Origin of the sequence: Sporosarcina sp. FSL K6-2383, assembly GCF_038618305.1 — a bacterium.
In the GTDB taxonomy this organism is placed as follows: Bacteria; Bacillota; Bacilli; order Bacillales_A; family Planococcaceae; genus Sporosarcina.
Window position 1 is genome coordinate 2,179,954 of sequence record NZ_CP152017.1, and the last position, 19,598, is coordinate 2,199,551.

Consider the following 19,598-nt stretch of genomic DNA (forward strand, 5'->3'; position numbering starts at 1 on the left):
ATTCGCAACGGACACAACGTTGTGAATCGGTCTTCTTTCATAATTGAACATTCAGGTGATAGAGTAGGAGACTTATACTCCGAAATCGTGGTCATTCACGAATTGATTTTTAGCAGTAGAAAGGTTGTTTTTAGTTGATGAAACCAGTAACAGGGTCAAAAAGAATTCGTTTTGCGGTATTACTTGGAATGCTAGCGGCGATGGGACCATTATCGATTGATATGTATTTGCCTTCATTCCCTACAATTGTAGGTGCTTTTGATACAACTGCATCCTTAGTGCAGGTTAGCTTAACCGCCTGTTTGTTAGGAATTGGATTAGGCCAGCTCGTACTTGGACCAATGAGCGATGTTCACGGGCGGAAGAAGCCATTACTGATTGGACTTGCGGTTTATTTCGTTGCTTCTTTTTTATGTGTAATTGCGCCGTCCATTGAATTTTTTATCGTCGCACGATTTATGCAGGGGTTTGCAGCATCAGCAGGAATCGTCATTTCGAGGGCGGTTGTTCGGGATGTTTATAGTGGAAGGGAACTGACGAAGTTTTTCGCTTTGCTTATGTTGATTAATAACTTAGCACCTATTCTCGCCCCGATTTTTGGTGGTGGAATTCTTGCTTTTGCAGAATGGACGGGTATATTTGCTGTACTGAGTGCAATCGGTTTTTTACTATTTGTCGTTGTATTGTGGAGAATGGACGAAACAAATCCCGAGCAAATGCGTGCACCTAGCAGCATATCCAAGATGTTGAAAAATTTTCTGTCTTTACTTAAAAATAAACAATTCATGGGCTTTGCGCTGGCACAAGGTTTTATCATGGCTGGTATATTTGCTTATGTTGCTGGGACACCGTTTGTCTACCAAAATATTTACGGCGTTTCGCCGCAGACCTTTAGTTTACTGTTTGGGATGAATGGACTTGGACTGATATTGGGAACGCAAATGGTGGGACGATTAACGGGTGTATTATCTGAAAAGAAATTTTTAGAAATTGGTTTGTTGATGTCTATTACTTCAGGCACATTGCTACTACTTGCGGTGTTGTTGAATGGGCCGTTCCTTACGATTGTAGTACCAATTTTCTTTTTCGTGGCTTCAATCGGCGTTATTTCAACTTCTTCCTTTTCATTGGCGATGGAGTCACAGGGACATATTGCGGGGAGTGCTTCTGCATTGCTCGGTTTACTACCTTTCATTCTCGGTTCGATTACAGCGCCGCTTGTAGGAATAGCAGGTGAAGAGACGGCGATCCCGATGGGGGTTATCATTTTCACGGCAAGTTTAATCGCAGTTCTTGCCTATATCGGACTAGCGAGAAAAACTTTGAAAGAAATCTAATAGACAGCCGCTTACTCAATGGAGTAGGCGGCTGTTTTCATTCTTTCGCAGCTAACCGAATAAGATAAAGCAAAAGGATGTGAGCAGAGTTGCGAGAAGTCATCATTGCTTTAGTTAGTTCTTCCATCACAATTGTCATAACAAGCTTTTTTAATTACCATTTTCGATTAAGACAAGAGATACGCAATGAATCTGTTAAATATACGACAGAAATTTTGAAAAAAGTTTATACTCCAATTTTGAAAATACTTGTTTCCGCAACCGTGCCTGGAGATGGATATGATGGTATTACAAAAGAAATGCTTTTTGAGATTGAGTCGATTATGAAAAGAAATTACGAGCTAGTAGATCCTCATCTTCATTCAATTATGTGGTCTTTGAAAACAGAAGTTAGACGGGAGCATTATGAGGAGAGTTTAAGGTTGTTTGACAAAAATAAGAACTTATTGACACATGTCGAGCATCACTTCAATTTTTATCGGAAACGGATAGGATTACCCTTTGATAAAACAAAGTTAACCAGAACCGTTTAGCTGAAACGTAATTGATTCCTGTCATAATCGGACAAGTGCCGCCATTCAAAAATTTAGCGTGAATAATATAAAGAGAAAAAGTATATACGCCAGTACTTTTTTGAAAGCTAATAAAGGGAGGGGGGAAATAAGATGGTTAAAATCGTAATCGATGCAGGACATGGCTTTCATACACCTGGGAAGCGTTCACCCGATGACGAAAGGGAGTGGTCATTTAACAATAAGGTAGCCCAATATGCGATAGCTAAATTACAAACCTATGAGAATGTGGACATTTTACGTGTCGATGATCCAACAGGAAAGACAGATGTTCCGCTGGCAACAAGGACAAAGCAGGCGAATGAATGGCAGGCAGATGTCTACGCTTCCATTCACCATAATGCATTGAACGGTCAATGGGGTCAGCATAGCGGTATTGAGACGTATACGATGGACAACCCAACGGCCAATCCAAAATCGCTTGAAATCGCAGGAGCTATCCATCCGCGTGTTGTCATGGCGATGGGTATTAGCAATCGTGGTATGAAAAGAGCGAATTTCCACGTGCTACGTGAGTCTGCCATGCCTGCGTTCTTAACAGAAGGTGGCTTTATGGATTCGACAATCGACATTTCTAAATTACGCGACGATAACTACTTACAGGCGCAGGGGGAAGCGATTGCGGAAGGACTAGCAGTCTATTTTAAGTTGCAACTAAAATCTGTACAAGAACAACAAGTCGCAGAACAGTATAAACAAAGTGGAAATCACCTCTATCAACCATCTATGCAGATTATTATTAACTCAACTCTTGATGTGTTAATTAGACTAGAAAATAAGCAAGAAGGCGCGCTGTCTCCAATTTGGCGTGAAAAGCTATCCGAAGGAACGTTGACAGACTCAGATGCAATCGGAATTTTGTTTGTAGCACTTGATCGTGGATTGCTTGGAGAAGTAAAGTGAGGCTTTGACGAAAAAAGGCAGGTGGCTCAGATGAGTGCCTGCCGTTTTCTTGCAGGAAAGCTACAATCGGTGAAAATCTTCCACAGACATTGTAGAATGAATACGTACAGAAGAAATTATTATTTATCTTTTAATGAATTGAAGGGGGATTTATACATGAATGCATACGATGAGTACATGAAAGGCATCGTAAAACCGATGCGTGAAGAGCTTGCGAGCAACGGTTTTACTGAATTGACAACGGCTGAGGACGTTGAAGGAACGATGACAGCACTTGAAGGAACGGCACTTGTCGTTATTAATTCAGTTTGTGGCTGTGCGGCAGGTCTTGCGAGGCCCGCAGTAAGAGAGGCGATTGTAGAAGCAGAGTACAAGCCTGATCATTTATTAACTGTTTTTGCGGGGCAAGATAAAGAAGCGACCGAAAGAATGCGCGCGTATTTCCCAGAGGTGCCACCAAGCTCGCCTTCTATCGCATTGTGGAAAGACGGAGCGCTTGCGTACTTTATCCCACGGGAACAGATTGAGAACTTTGAGATGGAACAAATTAAAGGCCATCTTACAGAAGTAATTGGACAAGTTTGTCAAAAGTGACTGTCATTATTACAACAGGCGGACGATTTGATGAACAGTCCGAACAACTTGCGGCACAAGCAGCATCTATTCTAGGATATCCCGTTGTCGAACGGAAGAAGCGGTCAGTTATTCGATTGCAGCAGGACTATGAGTCAGATGTCATCGTTGCGGGCAAGGATCGCTTCGAATTGTATCGGTTGGGTATGGACGAGCCCTTTTTCTTTCATCCAAATTCAGCTGGTTTTCGATTAAAACGTTTACTGAAAGGTGAGTCGGACCCTTTAGTTGAAGTGTCGCAATTGAAACATGGTGATTCTTTTCTCGATTGTACATTGGGGTTAGCTTCGGATAGTATAATTGCTTCCTCCATTACAGGGGATAATGGTAAGGTTACGGGTGTTGAGGCAGACCCAGCCGTCGCATTTATAACAGGGCGTGGTTTGCGAACATTTTTAACGGATTCGACACAACTAGTACAAGCGATGGGGCGAATTGACGTCATCCATTCAGAGGCAGTGAAGTTCTTGCGCGAGCAAGCCGATGCTTCTTGGGATATTGTCTATATCGATCCCATGTTCCATGCGCCGATTACGGAGTCGTCTAATTTCACTGCGCTGCGGCAAGTTGGTGTCCATAGCCTACTTACACAAGAGTGGATGGAGCAAGCACAGCGTGTTTGTCGACGGCGAGTTGTTGTTAAAGATCGGTTTGATTCGCCAGTGTTTGAGCAATTTAAACTAGAACAGAAAATTAGACCAAATACTAAATTTCATTTTGGTTTTATTGAAAAATAAAAACGCCGTCACATCCTCCAAATCGGGGATGACGGCGTTTTTGATTATTAGTGAGTAAAGCTTAAAGAACTCAAATATAAAATTAATGCGAGCATTCCGATACCAATTAGCAAAGTTATATCCATCAGTGATACCCTCCTTTAAAAAAACGTACATTTATCTTCAGTTTTATTGTACAATGAAAGTAACAAAGAAGAAACCTTTTCAATATCATTTCGTCTAATAGATAGTCTACTAGTTTTAAAAATATACACAATTGCGGGTGATTGTTGATGAAAAAATGGTTACAGAAAACACTTATTGTCGCGGTTGCATTTTTAACACTTGGCGCAATTTCACCAAACCACCAATTTTGGACAAGCTTACAGGATAAAGACCAAACAAAACACGCAGAGCAACCACCGAAAAATGCTGATTATTCAATCGATATAGCAGATGCATTTGTCTATGAACGATCGGAAGAACCGGTTGTATCAGCAGAAGAATCTCTCATTGCCACCGCAAAAGAATTAGCATATGTAAAATTCGGATCGAAAATCGGTCCGGTCATTGCTGATGAATTTGATGAAATTATTTTCCCGAAAATCGAAGAAGCCATTAACATGACGTTTGCAAGTTCTGGAGACATACATAAGCGTCGATTGGCGATTACTGAAAAACCGGCAGGCGATTACGCCGAGAAAATTTTCAATATTTACGATTTAGAAAATGCTCAAGATGTCATTCGTTTTCATGTACGAACTGAAAATCGTCCACAAGATGGTTATTTCTATAATTTCCATTACCATATTGCCGATGATGGATTTGTAGCTCATCATTCAATCGGAGACATCCAATGGTCAAAAAACACTCCTCCTAAGTGGTTATCATAACTAACCACTTAGGAGGTTTTTTTATTATCTTCATATGATTTTCTTTGCTATACTAAACACATGTATTAGGAGGGAAGTTTTATGAAACAATATATTGAGCTATGTAAACATGTTCTTGAAACCGGCACAAAAAAAGAAGACCGCACAGGAACTGGAACCGTAAGTGTGTTTGGTTATCAAATGCGCTTCGATTTGAATGAAGGTTTCCCTTTGATGACAACTAAAAAGACGGCATTTCGCTTAATTTCTTCAGAATTAATATGGTTTTTGAAGGGCGATACGAATGTTAAAGCACTAATTGAAGACCGTAATCCAATTTGGGATGAATGGGCGTTTGAGCAGTGGGTGAACAGTGCTGAATATACGGGTCCTGATATGACGGATTTCGGACATCGTGCTGCAAAGGACGAACAATTTGCGGAAATTTACAAACTTGAAATGGATGCATTTAAAAAACGTGTTGTAGAAGACGATGATTTCGCAAACAAATACGCTGATCTTGGGCCAGTTTATGGTAAACAATGGCGTTCTTGGACGACTGGGGACGGCGCAATTGATCAGATTTCGAATTTGATTGAAGGTATTAAAAACAATCCTGATTCAAGGCGTCATATTGTCACGGCTTGGAATCCATCAGAAGTAGAGGATATGGCACTACCACCCTGCCATGCGCTTTTCCAATTTTATGTAGCGGATGGTAAACTATCTTGCCAGCTGTACCAGCGTAGCGCAGATATTTTCTTAGGAGTACCGTTCAATATTGCCTCCTACGCGCTGCTCGTTCATTTGATCGCTCACGAATGTGGTCTTGGCGTTGGGGAGTTTATTCATACGCTTGGCGACGCACATATTTACACCAACCATATCGATCAGGTCAATGAACAGTTATTACGTGAGCCGAAAAAATTGCCAACATTGAAGTTGAATATTGGAGATAAATCCATTTTGGAATTAGAAACAACCGATATCGAACTAGAAAATTACGAATTTCATCCTAAAATTACAGCACCGAAAGCTATCTAAAAAGGAGCAGGATATTATGATTTCATTACTTGTCGCACATGACCCTGACCGAGTCATTGGTTTAAACAACGAACTACCTTGGCATATTCCCGAAGATCTTGCTTATTTCAAAAAGATGTCGATGGGTAAGGCGATGGTCATGGGACGCAAGACATTCGATTCGATTGGGAGACCATTACCTGGCAGACTTAGTATTATTGTGACGCGTAACGCTACGTACACGGCGCAAGACGCTGTTGTTGTCCATGACATAGAGGAAGCCATTGCGAAAGGTCAAGCGTTTTCGGGCGAAGTAATGATTATCGGTGGAGCAGAAATTTTCCAAACAACAATGGGCATCGCGGATCGACTATACATTACTGCAATTCAGAAAAAGTTTGAAGGAGATACTTTTTTCCCACAGTACGGAGCTGAATGGAAACTTATTTCAACATCAGAAGATCACATCACGACAGATGGAATACCGTATTCATTCCTCGTGTACGAAAGGAATTCTTTGAACTAACATGTTAAAAACAATCCGAACGTTTTCGTATCTTTTTGGCTACTTGCCATTTACGATTCGAAGACTGATGAAAGTGAAGAAATTAAGTCGCGAATTAGATCCTGAAGTGAGGGATTTATACGTCGACGAGGTCCCTCGAATATGGGCAACAGGCATTATGAAAAGAACCGGGAGTACTATTTCAGTTACAGGGACGGAACATTTGCCAGCAGGACCAGTGCTATTGATTAGTAATCATGAAGGGAATTTTGATATTCCTGTTTTGATAAGTGCGATTCCAAAACCTTTTGGCTTTATTTCCAAGGTGGAAGTGAAGAAGCTACCGATTATTAATGATTGGATGGACGAGATGAATTGTGTCTTTATCGACCGATCTGATAGAAGAAGTGCGATGAATGTACTCGAGGACTCCGTAGGTAAGCTACGTCAAGGCCATACGATTATCATTTTTCCAGAGGGCACGCGCAGTAAAGGTGCGGGGATTCAAGAGTTTAAGTCAGGCTTTGCAAAGATTGCACAAGATGCTACAGTGCCGATTGTTCCAATTGCATTGCTCGGAACTTCAGCAATTATGGAGAAAAATAACAATAAAATTCAACCTGCACGTATACAGGTGAATATTTTGCCACCGATTGATGCTGAAACAGTTCAGTTGATGACAAGAAAGCAACTCGTCGATCATGCAGAAACGAAAATTAGACAGTCAATTGAATTGATGCAACTAGTGCCTTAATATAAAAAACGTCCTCAAGTATACAAGAGGACGCAGAAATACATGGAAGCACTACCCGCTATCACAAATAGATGCCAAATTGCATGGTTGTACGGAATTTTTCGCCAAGCATAAAAGATGGAGCCGACTGTGTATAGTAGGCCGCCTGCTACTAGCAGTGAAAAGCCTACAATCGTTAGCTGAACGAATAACGGTTTTATCGCAATCAAAATGAGCCAGCCCATTACAATGTAAAAGATGAGTGAAACAAACTCAAATCGATGAATGAAAAATACTTTGAACAAAATACCAGCAATCGCTAAACCCCATATGATACCGAATAATGTCCATCCGAGTGCACCTTTAATGGTGACAAGGAGAAACGGTGTATAGGTCCCCGCAATGAGGATATAAATGGCGGAGTGGTCAAGTATGGAAAAGATGCGCTTAAATTTGACAGGCATACTATGGAGCAGTGTACTCATAAGAAATAAGAGTAGCATAGATACACCAAAGACAGTATAGCTGACAATGTGCACCGCCGTCCCGTGCTGAACACCAACAATGATCAAGAACACAAGTGCAGGTATACTGAGCATAAAGCCAAAACCGTGAGTAATTGCGTTCCACAATTCTTCCCGGAAATTTTTAAAATCATATGCAGTGGTCAAAAAATAACCTCCTTTATTTTACTATACTAAAATAAATTAAAGATTGCTACTATTAGAGGGGAGCTCGTGTTATGAAAAAAGTTTATATTGTGACAGATTCAACCGCAGAATTGGAAAAAAGGGATATAGAACAATATGGGATTCATATTGTCCCATTAACGATACTTATTAATGGTGAAACGTATATCGATGGGATTGATATTCAACCAGATAAATTTGCTGAAATGATGAGGGATACAGTAGAGTTGCCTAAAAGTTCACAGCCTGCAACAGGTGCTTTTAAAGAGTTGTATGACCGATTAGGTGAGGACGGTAGTGAAATCATCTCCATTCATATGACGGGTGGTATGAGCGGCACAGTAAAGTCTGCACAAGTAGCTGCCGATATGACCCAGTCAAAAGTGACGGTTATTGATTCGATGTATATTACACATGCCTTAACATTTCAAGTGTTGGAAGCGGCAAAAATGGCCGGGCAAGGAAAACCAGTTGCAGAAATCGTCGAACGCTTGACTAGTATACGAAAAAAGACAACCCTTTTTGTTGTTGTTGATGTGCTAGACAACCTTGTCAAAGGTGGACGAATCGGTAAAGGAAAAGCAATGATTGGCTCGTTACTCAATATTAAACCGATTGCTACGCTACAAGATGGTGTTTATACACCTGTTGCCAAAGCGCGTAGCCATAAACAAGTGGTTGCCCATTTGTTTAAAGTTTTCAGAGAAGAGACGACTGGTAAAATTGTGCGCGGCGTCGGCATTGCACATGTTAATGGCTTGGCGATGGCAGAGCCCCTGAAAAAATTGATTGAAGAATCGGGTGTCAAAGACGTTAAACTGACATTTGCTACACCTGTCATTAGCACACATACTGGTGAAGGCGCAATTGGTTTTATGTACTACACGGAGTGAAATAATTGAATCTTTATAAGAGAAAAGGGGAACAATACTGATGAGAAGAGTGTTCATAATCATGATAGCCTTCTCGGTGTTTTTGTTAGGTTGCCAACAAAACATCGTATCAGTACCAGATACCTTGTCAAAACGGCAAAACATTGCATTTACAGCATGGGACATTCCAGGCTATTTCATCCCAAAACGAATTCATGTCGTTGGGTTGGGTGATTCGTTAACGCAAGGTGTTGGGGACGAACGGAAAAAGGAAGGCTATTTTGGCCGAGTGACAAGTGAAATGATTGAGTGGCGTGGCGTAAAAGAAATCGATGTCGCCAATTTGGCCAAGCGCGGTCGAAGAAGTGACCAGCTAATTAAACAGCTTGAGGAGCCAGACATACAATCAGCTGTCAAAAGAGCTGACATGATTTATTTAACGATTGGCGGCAATGATATGATGAAAGTAGTTAAATCCAATCTTTTCAATCTGCAGATAGAGCCTTTTTATATAGAGCTCGGCAAGTTTGAAAATAGATTGGATGAAGTATTTTCCATCATTCGGGCTTTAAATAATGATGTCATCATTGTCGTGGCAGGTCTTTACAACCCAACGACACTTGTAACGGATGAAGCAAATGAATTTGTAACAATTATAGACGATTGGAACGAAGCGATTGAAGTTCGTTCAACGCTAGACAGTAAATCCTGTTTCGTGCCTGTTATTGATTTATTTGATTCTAACGAAAACATGGTGTACCACACCGATTTCTTTCATCCGAATGCAAAAGGCTATGATAGAATGGCGGCACGTTATGTTGAACAATTGAAAAAATGTGGTTTGCTAGAACTATCTGATGGGGAAATGGATATGTAGGAGCTGAGAAAGATGAATAAATGGAAAGTAGGCTTTTTTTTACTAGCGGGTCTTGTCGCAGCAGGTATTTCTGCTGTTATTGTACTCGTTAGCAGCTCTAATGAATCCGTACCTTTTCCAGAAATGAATGCCTTGAACATGACCGACAATGTCTTAACTGTAAACGCAACGAAAGAGAACTTAGAGGGTATCGCTAATACATATATTCGTAAAGCGATGAAAGGTGAGCCGATTCCGGTAACGATGAAAGTGGATGACGAGGTACTGTTATTCTCGGAAATGACAATGTTCTCGTTAACATTCCCAGTCATTATGCACTTTGATCCGTTTGTACATGATGATGGTAATTTAATATTGAAGCTTTCGAAGATGGAGATTGGCAAGTTAAACATACTACCTTCTGCCATTTTAAAAGTATTAAAGGATTCCGTAAAGCTCCCCACTTGGATGAGTGTTCGCCCGAAGGAAGAAGAAATATTTATCAATTTGTCGGAAATCCCTGTTTCAGGTAATTTACAAGTGAGGGCAAAAACATTTAACTTGGCAGAAGATGAGATTATTTTAGAAATTATTATTCCGAATGAATGAGGAGGACTATGAATGACACAGTCAGTCGCAACATTTGCAGGTGGTTGTTTTTGGTGCATGGTGAAACCATTTCACCGTTATGAAGGCGTTGTGTCTGTTGTTTCAGGCTACACAGGTGGAGATATTGCTAATCCATCCTACGAGCTCGTTTGTACAAACACAACTGGACATCGAGAAGCGGTTCAAATTACATTTGACGATACAATTATTTCGTATCGTGAGCTTTTAGATATATTTTGGCGACAAATAGATCCAACTGATAGTGGAGGACAGTTTTTCGACCGTGGAGAGTCATATCAAACGGCAATTTATTATCATACAACCGAACAATTGGAGCTGGCGGAGCAATCCAAGTCTGCACTAGAGGTTGAGAATAAATTCGCTAAATCGATTGCGACAGATATCCTTCCAGCTAAGCCATTTTATGCGGCGGAAGAAGGACATCAAGATTATTACATGAAAAATCCTACTCACTACAACCGTTATGCAACTGGTTCAGGCCGAGAACAATTCAAAATTGACAATTGGGGTGAAGAAGCATGAAAGAACAGTTGAAAAAGACATTAACGGATATGCAGTATTATGTGACGCAGGAAAGCGGAACAGAACCACCTTTTCGTAATGAATTCGATAGTCATTACGAAGAAGGCATTTATGTAGATATTGTATCAGGCAAGCCATTATTTAGCTCGAAGGATAAATATGATGCAGGATGTGGGTGGCCAAGCTTTACGAAACCAATCGATGCGCCAGAAGTCATTGAACATGTGGATAGTAGTCATGGTATGCGCCGGATAGAGGTGCGCAGTAAAACAGCAGATTCACATCTTGGTCATGTATTTCCAGATGGACCGGGCGAAGATGGACTGCGCTATTGTATAAATTCGGCTGCGCTGCGCTTTGTCGCTGTTGACCGTTTTGAAGCAGAAGGGTACGAAGCCTATACGCAACAATTTCAAGACTAAAAGTAGGGGGAATGAGTAGATGAATCGATCTTTTTACCGTTTTGTTCTTTCATTCCGCGGTGGGGTAAAAGGAGATTTAAATGCTCTCTTTGCGGAAAGTATGTTCAATGATTTAAGCTTTCCAAGGGAAGAAAAGTCCTTTGACACATTATCACGCTATATCGAAGAAAAGGCGGATTCGCAAATGCCATCCGCCATTTTCGATGAATTATATAGATTGTATGAAGAACGTTTTCCTCAACAATAATGAATGATATCATGTACATATGATAGAAGAAAAGGTGCCATCTTCTTTGCATAATGGCTTATTTGACGGTATGATGAGAAAAGAAAATTTGAAAGCGAGGTTTTATAAAATGAGTATACATATTAACGCAAAAAAAGGTGAAATTGCAGATACTATTTTACTACCAGGAGATCCACTTCGTGCAAAATACATTGCTGAAACATTTCTAGAGGATGTCACACAATACAATGATGTTCGGAATATGTTCGGTTATACAGGCACGTACAAAGGCAAACGTATTTCCGTGCAAGGAACTGGAATGGGTGTACCTTCTATTTCAATCTATGTAACCGAGTTAATGCAAGAATATGACGTTCAAAAACTGATTCGCGTCGGAACTTGCGGTGCTATCCAGAAGGATGTACACGTGCGTGATGTAATTCTTGCGCAAAGTGCATCTACGGATTCTAAAATGAATGATATTATCTTTAATGGCGTCAGCTATGCGCCAACTGCTGATTTTGATCTATTATTGAAAGCGCATCAAGCAGGTCTTGAAAAAGGCTTGGAGCTAAAAGTAGGGAACGTCTTTACAGAAGATGTTTTTTATAATGAACATGCACAACACGAAAAATGGGCGCAGTATGGTGTCTTGGCGGTGGAAATGGAAGCTGCGGCATTATACACGCTTGCAGCGAAATTTGGTCGTCAAGCACTTGCGATTCTAACAGTGAGCGACCATATCCTCACAGGGGAAGCGACATCATCAGAAGAACGACAAACGACATTTAACGATATGATTATCGTAGCGTTAGAGGCAGCAATTCAAGACTGATTGTAAGAAAGGGCCGCCCGCACTAGAGCGGTCCTTTTCTGAACTAACTCTTATCAGGGAGGAATGCAGTTCAATTCTTCCCTGATAATACCTCTGGACGCAATTATGCTGAAGCGTCATTGATTAAGAAGTATGGAAAGTGGGAAATAGGATGGATGACAAAGAGAAAACTGATCTTGAACTAGAACACAGTGATGAACAACATTCACCGCAGCAGCCACCTGCCAAACGAACGATTAATTTAAAACCATTTTCCTTCGTCATGCTCGTATTTGGCCTTGTACTAGCGACGGCAGCTATCACGTTTTTTGTGCTAACGACAGGTGATGAAAAAGTGGTCGAAGTTGTTAATCCACAAAAGCCAAAAGTTGTAGACCGCAAAGAATTTCAAAAGCTTTACGATACGTATGATGAAATGAAGGAAAATTACTATGCTGATATAGATGAAACAGCTATTATTGACGGGGCGATCAATGGAATGATTGATGCACTTGGCGATCCTTATTCTGACTATTTGAATGAAAAAGAAGCCCGTCAATTGCATGAAAGCATTTCATCAAGCTTCGAAGGTATTGGTGCCGAAATTCAGGAGAAAAACGGGTATATCAACGTCGTGTCTCCTATTAAAAATTCGCCGGCAGAACATGCAGGTATTTTGCCAAATGATCTCATCATTGCTGTAGATGGTGAAAGTATTCAAGGCTTATCATCATCTGAAGCGGTACTACTCATTCGAGGGGAAAAAGGGACAACTGTAACCTTAACGATTAGACGCGGAGAAGCAGTTGAACCTGTCGATGTGAAAATTGTTCGTGATGTCATACCTATAGAAACAGTTTATACCGAAATGTTAGAAGATGGTATTGCGCATATTCATATTACGAGCTTTTCAGAAGGCACTTACGCCGAGTTGCTTGTTGCACTCGACGATATGGAAGCACAAGGGATGAAAGGCTTAGTTGTCGATGTACGTCAAAATCCGGGCGGCATATTAGATGCTGCAATAGAAATCTCTGATTTATTCGTAGAAAATGGCAAGAATTTATTCCAATACGAGAAAAAAGGGTCTAAACCAATCATCTATACTGCGATGGGTGATCGAAAAGTTACGGTTCCCGTGACGCTTGTCATTGATGAAGGAAGTGCTTCGGCTTCTGAAATATTAGCAGGGGCATTAAAGGAATCTGCGGATGTACCTCTAGTTGGTGTGACAACATTCGGTAAAGGAACCGTTCAATCACCGAAAAATCTTACAGATGGCTCCAACTTAAAACTAACGACGGCGAAATGGCTAACAGCAAACGGGAATTGGATACACAAAAAAGGAATTGAACCTACGATTAGTGTACCGTATCCAACATATGCCATGCTGCCATTCCTCGATCCGGCGGCAGAAATGAAGGAAGGCATGAACAACGCTCAAACTAAAGCAGCGGAAGAAATGCTAGAAGCAGTTGGTTATGAACCAGGCGAAGTCGATGGGCAGTTTGATGAACAAACAACAGAGGCTGTTGAAAAATTGCAAGAAGATCTCAAGTTAGAAGTAAATGGTGTTTTAGCTGGAGAAACAACAATAGGTTTGATGAATAAACTACGGACAAAAATTAAAGTAGATGATCCACAGCTACTGAAAGCAAAAGAAGTATTGCTTGAAAAATTAGGACAATAATTAAAAAGCGTCCAGCCTTAAAAGGATGGACGCTTTTTATAATGAATAGAGGGATTTTAATGGTTGATGTGTACTTATTTAGTGGCTTTCTCGGCAGTGGCAAAACGTCGCTATTACTCCATACAATTGGACAACTAAAAGAACAAGGCAAGAAGCCAGCAGTACTAATGAATGAATTCGGGGCTTTGCCATTTGACTCAGATTCGGTCGCTGGGGAAGGTGATATCCCTCTTAAAGAACTATTAGAAGGTTGTATTTGTTGTACAGGCTCAGAAAAGACAGAGGCGCAGCTCCAAGGGCTACTCGAAGAAAATGAAGATATTGATGTTATTTTAATCGAAACGACGGGTGCAGCTCATCCTGTAGAGGCACTAGATGCGATCTATTCACCATTATTTGCCGATCGACTGACGATTAAAGGAATTGTCACCGTCGCAGATTCTAAGCGCTGGCTAGAACGCGACAAGCTATCTCCACAAATACGAGCGCTATTTATGGAACAAATTCGTCATGCACATCTACTTGTTGCGAATAAAGCAGATCTTCTGACAGACGAAGAAATGGCGACAGTCACATTTGAATTGTCTAACTTCAATACTTCTGCTCCTATTGTTCAAACGACAGGTGGGAAAATTGCCTTTTCATTTATCGAAAAAACATTGCAAGGTCCTCACCAAACTAACAATCAGCCTATTATTTCTGGGAAAGGCCTTCCGCTTATGTCAAAACTCGTTACTTTTTCGGAAAGTGTTGATCAATTAGACTTTGAAAATTGGATTAGAACTTTGCCAGATACGGTGTACCGAATGAAGGGCTATGTCCCAGTTAAGGGAGTTAAAAATCCTTATTTATTCCAATATGCTTATGGTATGGTGAATTGGTTACCTGAATACGTCAAGATGGAGCCACGTCTTGTCATCATTGGGGAAGGAATTGACAACGTATCATATGAGGTCGTCAACCCCAATTTGGATGAAATATAAAGAGAGTTGACCAAAAGTATCCAAATCTTAGTTGAATAGACTCTTTGACAAAGCAATTCATTACAGAACTGGGCTAATTGGAAAGAACATCCGTAATTCTGAATCTCACAGACGGTATGATAGTTTGCGAAGGGAGGAGTAATGAGATGAAAAAAACGATTGCAGTACTCATGCTCGGTTCGGCGCTCTTACTGCCGAACAACAATAGTGTAGAAGCTTCATATTCAGCAAATAAGGTACAGGTGACAAGTTCACCATTCCAATGTTATGTATGGAAGGGGCAACTCTACGATACGAAAACAAATAAGAAGATGATCGATAGCTATCGCAACCATTGGAAAAAGTTTTCAGACAAACAGACGAAGGGTACTGTACCAGCTCCAAGTAAGCCAGTAGAGTCGCCGGCTCCAGTTAAGCCAGTTGAAAAACCAGCGCAGACTAAGCCGACACCTGCACCAACACCGGAAAAACCTAGTGAGGTAACACCGGAGAAACCAGTTGAAACACCACAAGATGCATCTATTTCAGCCATTGAAAAAGCGGTTCTAGACTTAACAAATGCAGAAAGACAAAAAGCGGGTCTTAAACCACTACAAACTGACAAAAACTTGATGAATTCTGCACGTCAGAAATCAGCAGATATGGCTTCAAAAAATTACTTTTCACATACAAGCCCAACATACGGATCTCCATTTGATCAAATGAAGGCTAATGGTGTCACGTACAAAGCAGCAGCTGAAAATATCGCAATGGGTCAACGTACAGCTGAGGAAGTTGTCAAAGGCTGGATGGAGTCTCCAGGACATAGACAAAATATTTTAACGCCTGGATATACACACATCGGTATTGGTTATGATAAAAACGGTAACTACTGGACACAACAATTCATTCAAAAATAAATATAATTTAGGAGTCATCCTTTGTCCCGGAATCGTTCCGGGACAGAGGATGGCTCTTTTTTGATGGCTAACCTCTTTATAGAGAACGTTTAAAACATTTTTGCGTAGCGCATACTTTCTCAAGAGGTGAATGTTTTGGATGAAGTAAAATCGAATGATAGCTTGATTTTATATATACAAAATTTATTTCATAATTCCGCAGATTTGATTGTAAGGAAGATTTCTTGGAAAGATGAAGTTGCGACTATCTGTTTTTTCAATACATTGACGGAAAGCAGCGATGTGAACAGACAAATTGAAATTCTTCGTCATCGCTCCATTGCCGATCTTCCAAATTGGGAGGGAACAGCAGCCTCAAGTGTAGTAGCCTTTTCAGCCTCAAAATTGATTGAGAGCGTTACAAACGGATTTGTTGCAGTTTATTTTCCATCAACGAATCTGCTAATGATTATTACAATTCCCTCTTTTGAAGTACGTTCAACGTCTGAACCGAGCAATGAACTTGTCATTCGTGGTTCTCATGAAGGCTTCGTGGAAGACACCTCCAAAAATATTTCTCTCATTCGAAAACATCTATTCATACCGAATTTAGTTGTGAAAGATGTGCGGCTCGGGAAAGACACAAATACGAAAGTTACGTATCTCTATATTGATTCAATCGCCGAAAAAGATGTTGTAGGGGATGTTAAAACACGCATTGAAAATATCGATACACCTAAAATATACAGTATCGGACAAATCGAAGATTATTTGGAGGATTCAGTTTGGTCTCCTTTCCCGCAGTTTCTGAATACGGAAAGGCCGGATCGTGTTGTTGCGAATTTACTGGAAGGAAAAATCGTTATTTTCACCGACCAGTCTCCTTCAGCACTCATTGCACCAGTTACATTTTTTTCTTTTTTCGAGTCGCCGGATGATTTTAATGGGCGCGTCTTGGTCGGTACTTTCTTTCGTATTCTTAGGATGTCTAGTTTCCTGGTGGCCGTTTTCCTGCCTGCATTTTATATTGCTGTGGTCGGTTTTCATTCGGAAATTTTGCCGTTTGATATAGCTAGAAAAGTAAAAATAGCTGTTGAATTTATCCCGTACCGTCCAATTATTGAGGCACTGATTGTGGAAATATTCATAGAAATCATCCGGGAAGCGACAATCCGGTTACCGGCACCGATTGGTCCTACAATCGGGATAGTCGGGGGCTTAGTAATCGGGGATGCGATTGTCAATGCGGGTCTTGTGTCGAATTTGATGGTTGTCGTCGTAGCGATGACTGCAATTTCAAGTTTTGTCGTGCCGAGTGTCGAAATGAACACGACCATACGGATTATCCGATTTCCGTTCATGCTTGCAGCCACTTTTTTTGGTTTTTTTGGCATTGCCATTGGGACACTCATCTTATTTATTCATATGATGAATCGGTCTTCGCTGAATCAACCCTATTTGTCACCGGTCGTACCCTTTGACCCATCGAGATTCAAAAATGTTTTCTTTAGGATCCCCTATTATAAAAATCATAAACAACAACAAACATTTACACATGGTGGTAGCAAGCAGAAGAAGGTGGAGAAAACTTGAACTTCAATTTATCAAGAAATCAGTTTTTCCTCCTTCTTTTTATTATCCAGACAGGGTCGTCATTCTTCTCCTTCCCAGCCCCATTTATAAATGCATCTGGTAGGGATGCATGGCTTATCTTTCTCGTTGCGGGTGCTTTTCATTACATGATGTTGCTCTTCTATGAACAAAATTACAGACACTTTACGATTGGTCCATTTGTTGGATGGTTGTACAAAGGATACTGGCTTTTTGTGACCGTCGTTTATCTTGCATATGTTGATTATACATTAGCGGTATGGGGGTTCCCAGAAACACCACAAATCATTGTCATCACAATACTCGTAAGTGTATCTCTGTATGCAAATTTGAGCAGGGCGGAAACAGTCATCAATTTGTCAGTTATGCTGATTCCACTCATCATTCTATTTTTAATTTTCCTACAGTTTGCTTGGAAAGATCTGGTGTGGACAAATCTTTTTCCGGTGGGGGAATCAAAGGGTGGGGAATGGGCTAAAGGGCTTCTCAAAGCACAGATTGCTTTCATAGGCATTGAATTGTATTTGTTTTTCAGAAAGCATGTTGACATAAAACAGAAAATAAAAGGCTTTCCGTTATTTGTCTACCAACTGGTGTGGCTGATCTTCTTTTTTTTCTCTATCATATTAATGCTCTTATATTTCACACTTCCCGGATTAGAAAGAATCCCTGAACCGCTTTTATTTCTATTGAAAGCCCAAGAAGTGACTTTTGCTGAGCGTCTCGACTTGTTTTTTCTATACATTTGGACGGTTTGGACCATTGTTACCGTGACCATATTCTCCTTTGCTGCAATGTATGTTCACCGGCTTCATACAAACGAGCATCACAAAAGGGATACAATCATTTGGCACGTACTACTCGTGTTATTACCATTGCTCTTTTTATCCAAAGAAGCTATCGAAAAACTAAATGATATTATCATTTATGTGTATCTTGTTTTTGGCATACTCATTCCGTTCATCGTCATCAATACGAATCGGAGGAAATCAAAATGAAGAAAATCACACTGATTTCCATCGCCTGTTCTTTTTTACTGGCAGGATGTTGGGATGAACGGCTATACAAGGATATTACCATCGTTCCGATCATCGGGTATGAGGGGGAACCTGGAAAATGGACAGGATACTTTACACATGCTGTCGTCGCCGCCCCAGATAGCATCGGTTTTACGACTGTTGAAGGAAGTGGTGTTTCCGTAGAGGAAGCCCGGCTCGATGCAAATCGGAAGACGAGTGAAGCACTCGATCCTTCACAAGTGCTAATCGTACTTCTCACTACAGAAGCTGTTAAGACGAATCTCACGGAGACCTTCGATGTAGCCTACAGAATGCCAAGTACCCGGTTGAGCAGTCGATTCGTGGTGGTGGAAGGGGAAATGGCTCCTTATATGGAGAAGACAGAAAATATGGGCAAAGAGCTCCCCGATTACTATGATGAAAATTTGAAAACTGCTGTATATTCCTCCGTTATTCCGGACGGTGATATCCAGTTAGCTACACGATTACTATTGGACGAAGCGATTGACCTTCAGTTGCCTTACATGAAAATGTCCGAAACGACAGGGACACCTGAAGTCGCAGGAGTCGCTTTGTTCAGTGACAAAGTTTTTTCAGGTCACACATTGGACGCGAAGGAGTCGATGACCGTTCAAATTCTTAAGAAGAGACCTGGAAAGTATGCGATGTTCACATATGAGTGGAAAAAAGATAGTAAAATATATCCGGTTACTGTGACACTAGTCACATACGACAAGAAATGGGACATACAGGACAGTAAGATTAATGCGACATATAAAATGAAATTCAGTGTCAATGAATTTGCCTATAATCATCTGGATAAAGAGAAAACAAGGAAGGAAGTAGAAAAATTCCTTTCGGAAGAGCTGTCAAAGGATTTCAACGAAGTGATTAAAAAATTACAAGAAGCGAAAAGTGACCCTGTCGGCTTTGGCAGAACTGTCCGCGCCTTCCATCCTCGACTATGGAAAAAGGGAAAATGGCAAGATACGTTTTCTGAGCTCGATATCCATGTAAGGGTCGAGGCGAAAATCACAAGAACTGGTATATTGAATTGAACAGCACAAAACCCGCGATGCATATGTAGCTTCA

At 40.8% G+C, this 19,598-nt stretch carries 23 protein-coding genes; 22 read left to right on the plus strand and 1 reads right to left on the minus strand.

Translation table 11 applies throughout. The features are described 5' to 3' along the window. Positions 1 to 137: 137 nt before the first annotated feature. From MKZ10_RS10685 to MKZ10_RS10725, 9 genes are all read left to right on the plus strand, one after another. On the plus strand, positions 138 to 1,337 hold the full coding sequence (locus MKZ10_RS10685) for a Bcr/CflA family multidrug efflux MFS transporter (RefSeq protein WP_342510146.1): 1,200 nt from the start codon (positions 138 to 140) through the stop codon (positions 1,335 to 1,337). An 89-nt stretch (positions 1,338 to 1,426) separates the two neighbouring features. Further along, on the plus strand, positions 1,427 to 1,870 hold the full coding sequence (locus MKZ10_RS10690; RefSeq protein WP_342504945.1) for a hypothetical protein: 444 nt from the start codon (positions 1,427 to 1,429) through the stop codon (positions 1,868 to 1,870). 132 nt (positions 1,871 to 2,002) lie between these two features. Next, on the plus strand, positions 2,003 to 2,812 hold the full coding sequence (locus MKZ10_RS10695) for an N-acetylmuramoyl-L-alanine amidase (RefSeq protein ID WP_342504946.1): 810 nt from the start codon (positions 2,003 to 2,005) through the stop codon (positions 2,810 to 2,812). Positions 2,813 to 2,968: 156 nt separating this feature from the next. Then, positions 2,969 to 3,406 carry a BrxA/BrxB family bacilliredoxin gene (locus MKZ10_RS10700; protein WP_342504947.1) on the plus strand — a complete coding sequence of 146 codons (438 nt, stop codon included), beginning with the start codon at positions 2,969 to 2,971 and terminating at the stop codon, positions 3,404 to 3,406. Next, entirely contained in the window at positions 3,403 to 4,182 is a 780-nt protein-coding gene (locus MKZ10_RS10705) for a class I SAM-dependent methyltransferase (RefSeq protein WP_342510148.1), read from the plus strand. Before MKZ10_RS10700 ends, MKZ10_RS10705 begins: the two co-directional genes overlap by 4 nt. A 272-nt stretch (positions 4,183 to 4,454) precedes the next feature. Beyond that, positions 4,455 to 5,054: a YpjP family protein gene (locus tag MKZ10_RS10710; protein WP_342504948.1), complete on the plus strand. Its 600-nt coding sequence runs from the start codon at positions 4,455 to 4,457 to the stop codon at positions 5,052 to 5,054. An 81-nt stretch (positions 5,055 to 5,135) separates the two neighbouring features. Beyond that, positions 5,136 to 6,077, plus strand: a complete 942-nt coding sequence (locus MKZ10_RS10715; protein ID WP_342504949.1) for a thymidylate synthase — start codon at positions 5,136 to 5,138, stop codon at positions 6,075 to 6,077. A gap of 16 nt (positions 6,078 to 6,093) precedes the next feature. After that, complete coding sequence (locus MKZ10_RS10720; protein ID WP_342504950.1) at positions 6,094 to 6,582, plus strand: dihydrofolate reductase; 489 nt, start codon at positions 6,094 to 6,096, stop codon at positions 6,580 to 6,582. A 1-nt stretch (position 6,583) separates the two neighbouring features. Continuing rightward, on the plus strand, positions 6,584 to 7,315 hold the full coding sequence (locus MKZ10_RS10725) for a lysophospholipid acyltransferase family protein (RefSeq protein ID WP_342504951.1): 732 nt from the start codon (positions 6,584 to 6,586) through the stop codon (positions 7,313 to 7,315). 14 nt (positions 7,316 to 7,329) lie between these two features. On the opposite strand, the gene MKZ10_RS10730 is transcribed toward MKZ10_RS10725, so the two are convergent. Beyond that, a complete protein-coding gene (locus MKZ10_RS10730) occupies positions 7,330 to 7,965 on the minus strand; it encodes a hemolysin III family protein (protein ID WP_342504952.1) in 636 nt (211 codons plus the stop codon). 71 nt (positions 7,966 to 8,036) lie between these two features. Here MKZ10_RS10730 and MKZ10_RS10735 point away from each other — a divergent pair, with 71 nt between their 5' ends. The 13 genes from MKZ10_RS10735 to MKZ10_RS10795 all read left to right on the plus strand — a co-directional run bounded on the left by MKZ10_RS10735 (position 8,037) and on the right by MKZ10_RS10795 (position 19,564). Further along, positions 8,037 to 8,876: a DegV family protein gene (locus MKZ10_RS10735; protein WP_342504953.1), complete on the plus strand. Its 840-nt coding sequence runs from the start codon at positions 8,037 to 8,039 to the stop codon at positions 8,874 to 8,876. Between the two features lie 40 nt (positions 8,877 to 8,916). Beyond that, entirely contained in the window at positions 8,917 to 9,732 is an 816-nt protein-coding gene (locus MKZ10_RS10740) for a GDSL-type esterase/lipase family protein (RefSeq protein ID WP_342504954.1), read from the plus strand. 12 nt (positions 9,733 to 9,744) lie between these two features. Continuing rightward, positions 9,745 to 10,320 carry a YpmS family protein gene (locus tag MKZ10_RS10745; RefSeq protein ID WP_342504955.1) on the plus strand — a complete coding sequence of 192 codons (576 nt, stop codon included), beginning with the start codon at positions 9,745 to 9,747 and terminating at the stop codon, positions 10,318 to 10,320. A gap of 12 nt (positions 10,321 to 10,332) precedes the next feature. Beyond that, positions 10,333 to 10,863 carry a peptide-methionine (S)-S-oxide reductase MsrA gene (gene msrA / locus MKZ10_RS10750; RefSeq protein ID WP_342504956.1) on the plus strand — a complete coding sequence of 177 codons (531 nt, stop codon included), beginning with the start codon at positions 10,333 to 10,335 and terminating at the stop codon, positions 10,861 to 10,863. Beyond that, positions 10,860 to 11,285 (plus strand): peptide-methionine (R)-S-oxide reductase MsrB, encoded by a 426-nt coding sequence (gene msrB, locus MKZ10_RS10755; RefSeq protein WP_342504957.1) that lies wholly within the window; start codon positions 10,860 to 10,862, stop codon positions 11,283 to 11,285. Before msrA ends, msrB begins: the two co-directional genes overlap by 4 nt. Positions 11,286 to 11,304: 19 nt before the next feature. Further along, positions 11,305 to 11,532, plus strand: a complete 228-nt coding sequence (locus MKZ10_RS10760) for a YozE family protein (protein WP_342504958.1) — start codon at positions 11,305 to 11,307, stop codon at positions 11,530 to 11,532. Between the two features lie 109 nt (positions 11,533 to 11,641). Further along, the gene (gene deoD / locus MKZ10_RS10765; protein ID WP_342510150.1) at positions 11,642 to 12,346 is read left to right on the plus strand and encodes a purine-nucleoside phosphorylase; all 705 of its coding nucleotides are present in this window, start codon (positions 11,642 to 11,644) and stop codon (positions 12,344 to 12,346) included. Between the two features lie 151 nt (positions 12,347 to 12,497). Further along, a complete protein-coding gene (locus MKZ10_RS10770) occupies positions 12,498 to 14,015 on the plus strand; it encodes a S41 family peptidase (protein WP_342504959.1) in 1,518 nt (505 codons plus the stop codon). 59 nt (positions 14,016 to 14,074) lie between these two features. After that, positions 14,075 to 14,998 carry a CobW family GTP-binding protein gene (locus MKZ10_RS10775; protein WP_342510152.1) on the plus strand — a complete coding sequence of 308 codons (924 nt, stop codon included), beginning with the start codon at positions 14,075 to 14,077 and terminating at the stop codon, positions 14,996 to 14,998. A 146-nt stretch (positions 14,999 to 15,144) separates the two neighbouring features. Then, positions 15,145 to 15,897 (plus strand): CAP domain-containing protein, encoded by a 753-nt coding sequence (locus tag MKZ10_RS10780; protein ID WP_342504960.1) that lies wholly within the window; start codon positions 15,145 to 15,147, stop codon positions 15,895 to 15,897. A 135-nt stretch (positions 15,898 to 16,032) separates the two neighbouring features. Further along, positions 16,033 to 17,469, plus strand: a complete 1,437-nt coding sequence (locus tag MKZ10_RS10785) for a spore germination protein (protein ID WP_342504961.1) — start codon at positions 16,033 to 16,035, stop codon at positions 17,467 to 17,469. Beyond that, on the plus strand, positions 17,466 to 18,485 hold the full coding sequence (locus tag MKZ10_RS10790; RefSeq protein ID WP_342504962.1) for a GerAB/ArcD/ProY family transporter: 1,020 nt from the start codon (positions 17,466 to 17,468) through the stop codon (positions 18,483 to 18,485). Before MKZ10_RS10785 ends, MKZ10_RS10790 begins: the two co-directional genes overlap by 4 nt. Next, positions 18,482 to 19,564 (plus strand): Ger(x)C family spore germination protein, encoded by a 1,083-nt coding sequence (locus MKZ10_RS10795; protein WP_342504963.1) that lies wholly within the window; start codon positions 18,482 to 18,484, stop codon positions 19,562 to 19,564. The genes MKZ10_RS10790 and MKZ10_RS10795 overlap by 4 nt, the downstream gene beginning before the upstream one ends. Positions 19,565 to 19,598: the final 34 nt, after the last annotated feature.

What these genes read in the sequence shown, in the direction of transcription:
- MKZ10_RS10685 (WP_342510146.1), top strand. Translation starts at nt 138, where the DNA reads ATGAAACCAGTAACAGGGTCAAAAAGAATTCGTTTTGCGGTATTACTT.
- MKZ10_RS10695 (WP_342504946.1), top strand. Translation starts at nt 2,003, where the DNA reads ATGGTTAAAATCGTAATCGATGCAGGACATGGCTTTCATACACCTGGG.
- MKZ10_RS10700 (WP_342504947.1), top strand. Translation starts at nt 2,969, where the DNA reads ATGAATGCATACGATGAGTACATGAAAGGCATCGTAAAACCGATGCGT.
- MKZ10_RS10710 (WP_342504948.1), top strand. Translation starts at nt 4,455, where the DNA reads ATGAAAAAATGGTTACAGAAAACACTTATTGTCGCGGTTGCATTTTTA.
- MKZ10_RS10715 (WP_342504949.1), top strand. Translation starts at nt 5,136, where the DNA reads ATGAAACAATATATTGAGCTATGTAAACATGTTCTTGAAACCGGCACA.
- MKZ10_RS10720 (WP_342504950.1), top strand. Translation starts at nt 6,094, where the DNA reads ATGATTTCATTACTTGTCGCACATGACCCTGACCGAGTCATTGGTTTA.
- MKZ10_RS10725 (WP_342504951.1), top strand. Translation starts at nt 6,584, where the DNA reads ATGTTAAAAACAATCCGAACGTTTTCGTATCTTTTTGGCTACTTGCCA.
- MKZ10_RS10735 (WP_342504953.1), top strand. Translation starts at nt 8,037, where the DNA reads ATGAAAAAAGTTTATATTGTGACAGATTCAACCGCAGAATTGGAAAAA.
- MKZ10_RS10740 (WP_342504954.1), top strand. Translation starts at nt 8,917, where the DNA reads ATGAGAAGAGTGTTCATAATCATGATAGCCTTCTCGGTGTTTTTGTTA.
- MKZ10_RS10745 (WP_342504955.1), top strand. Translation starts at nt 9,745, where the DNA reads ATGAATAAATGGAAAGTAGGCTTTTTTTTACTAGCGGGTCTTGTCGCA.
- msrA (WP_342504956.1), top strand. Translation starts at nt 10,333, where the DNA reads ATGACACAGTCAGTCGCAACATTTGCAGGTGGTTGTTTTTGGTGCATG.
- msrB (WP_342504957.1), top strand. Translation starts at nt 10,860, where the DNA reads ATGAAAGAACAGTTGAAAAAGACATTAACGGATATGCAGTATTATGTG.
- MKZ10_RS10760 (WP_342504958.1), top strand. Translation starts at nt 11,305, where the DNA reads ATGAATCGATCTTTTTACCGTTTTGTTCTTTCATTCCGCGGTGGGGTA.
- deoD (WP_342510150.1), top strand. Translation starts at nt 11,642, where the DNA reads ATGAGTATACATATTAACGCAAAAAAAGGTGAAATTGCAGATACTATT.
- MKZ10_RS10770 (WP_342504959.1), top strand. Translation starts at nt 12,498, where the DNA reads ATGGATGACAAAGAGAAAACTGATCTTGAACTAGAACACAGTGATGAA.
- MKZ10_RS10775 (WP_342510152.1), top strand. Translation starts at nt 14,075, where the DNA reads ATGGTTGATGTGTACTTATTTAGTGGCTTTCTCGGCAGTGGCAAAACG.
- MKZ10_RS10780 (WP_342504960.1), top strand. Translation starts at nt 15,145, where the DNA reads ATGAAAAAAACGATTGCAGTACTCATGCTCGGTTCGGCGCTCTTACTG.
- MKZ10_RS10795 (WP_342504963.1), top strand. Translation starts at nt 18,482, where the DNA reads ATGAAGAAAATCACACTGATTTCCATCGCCTGTTCTTTTTTACTGGCA.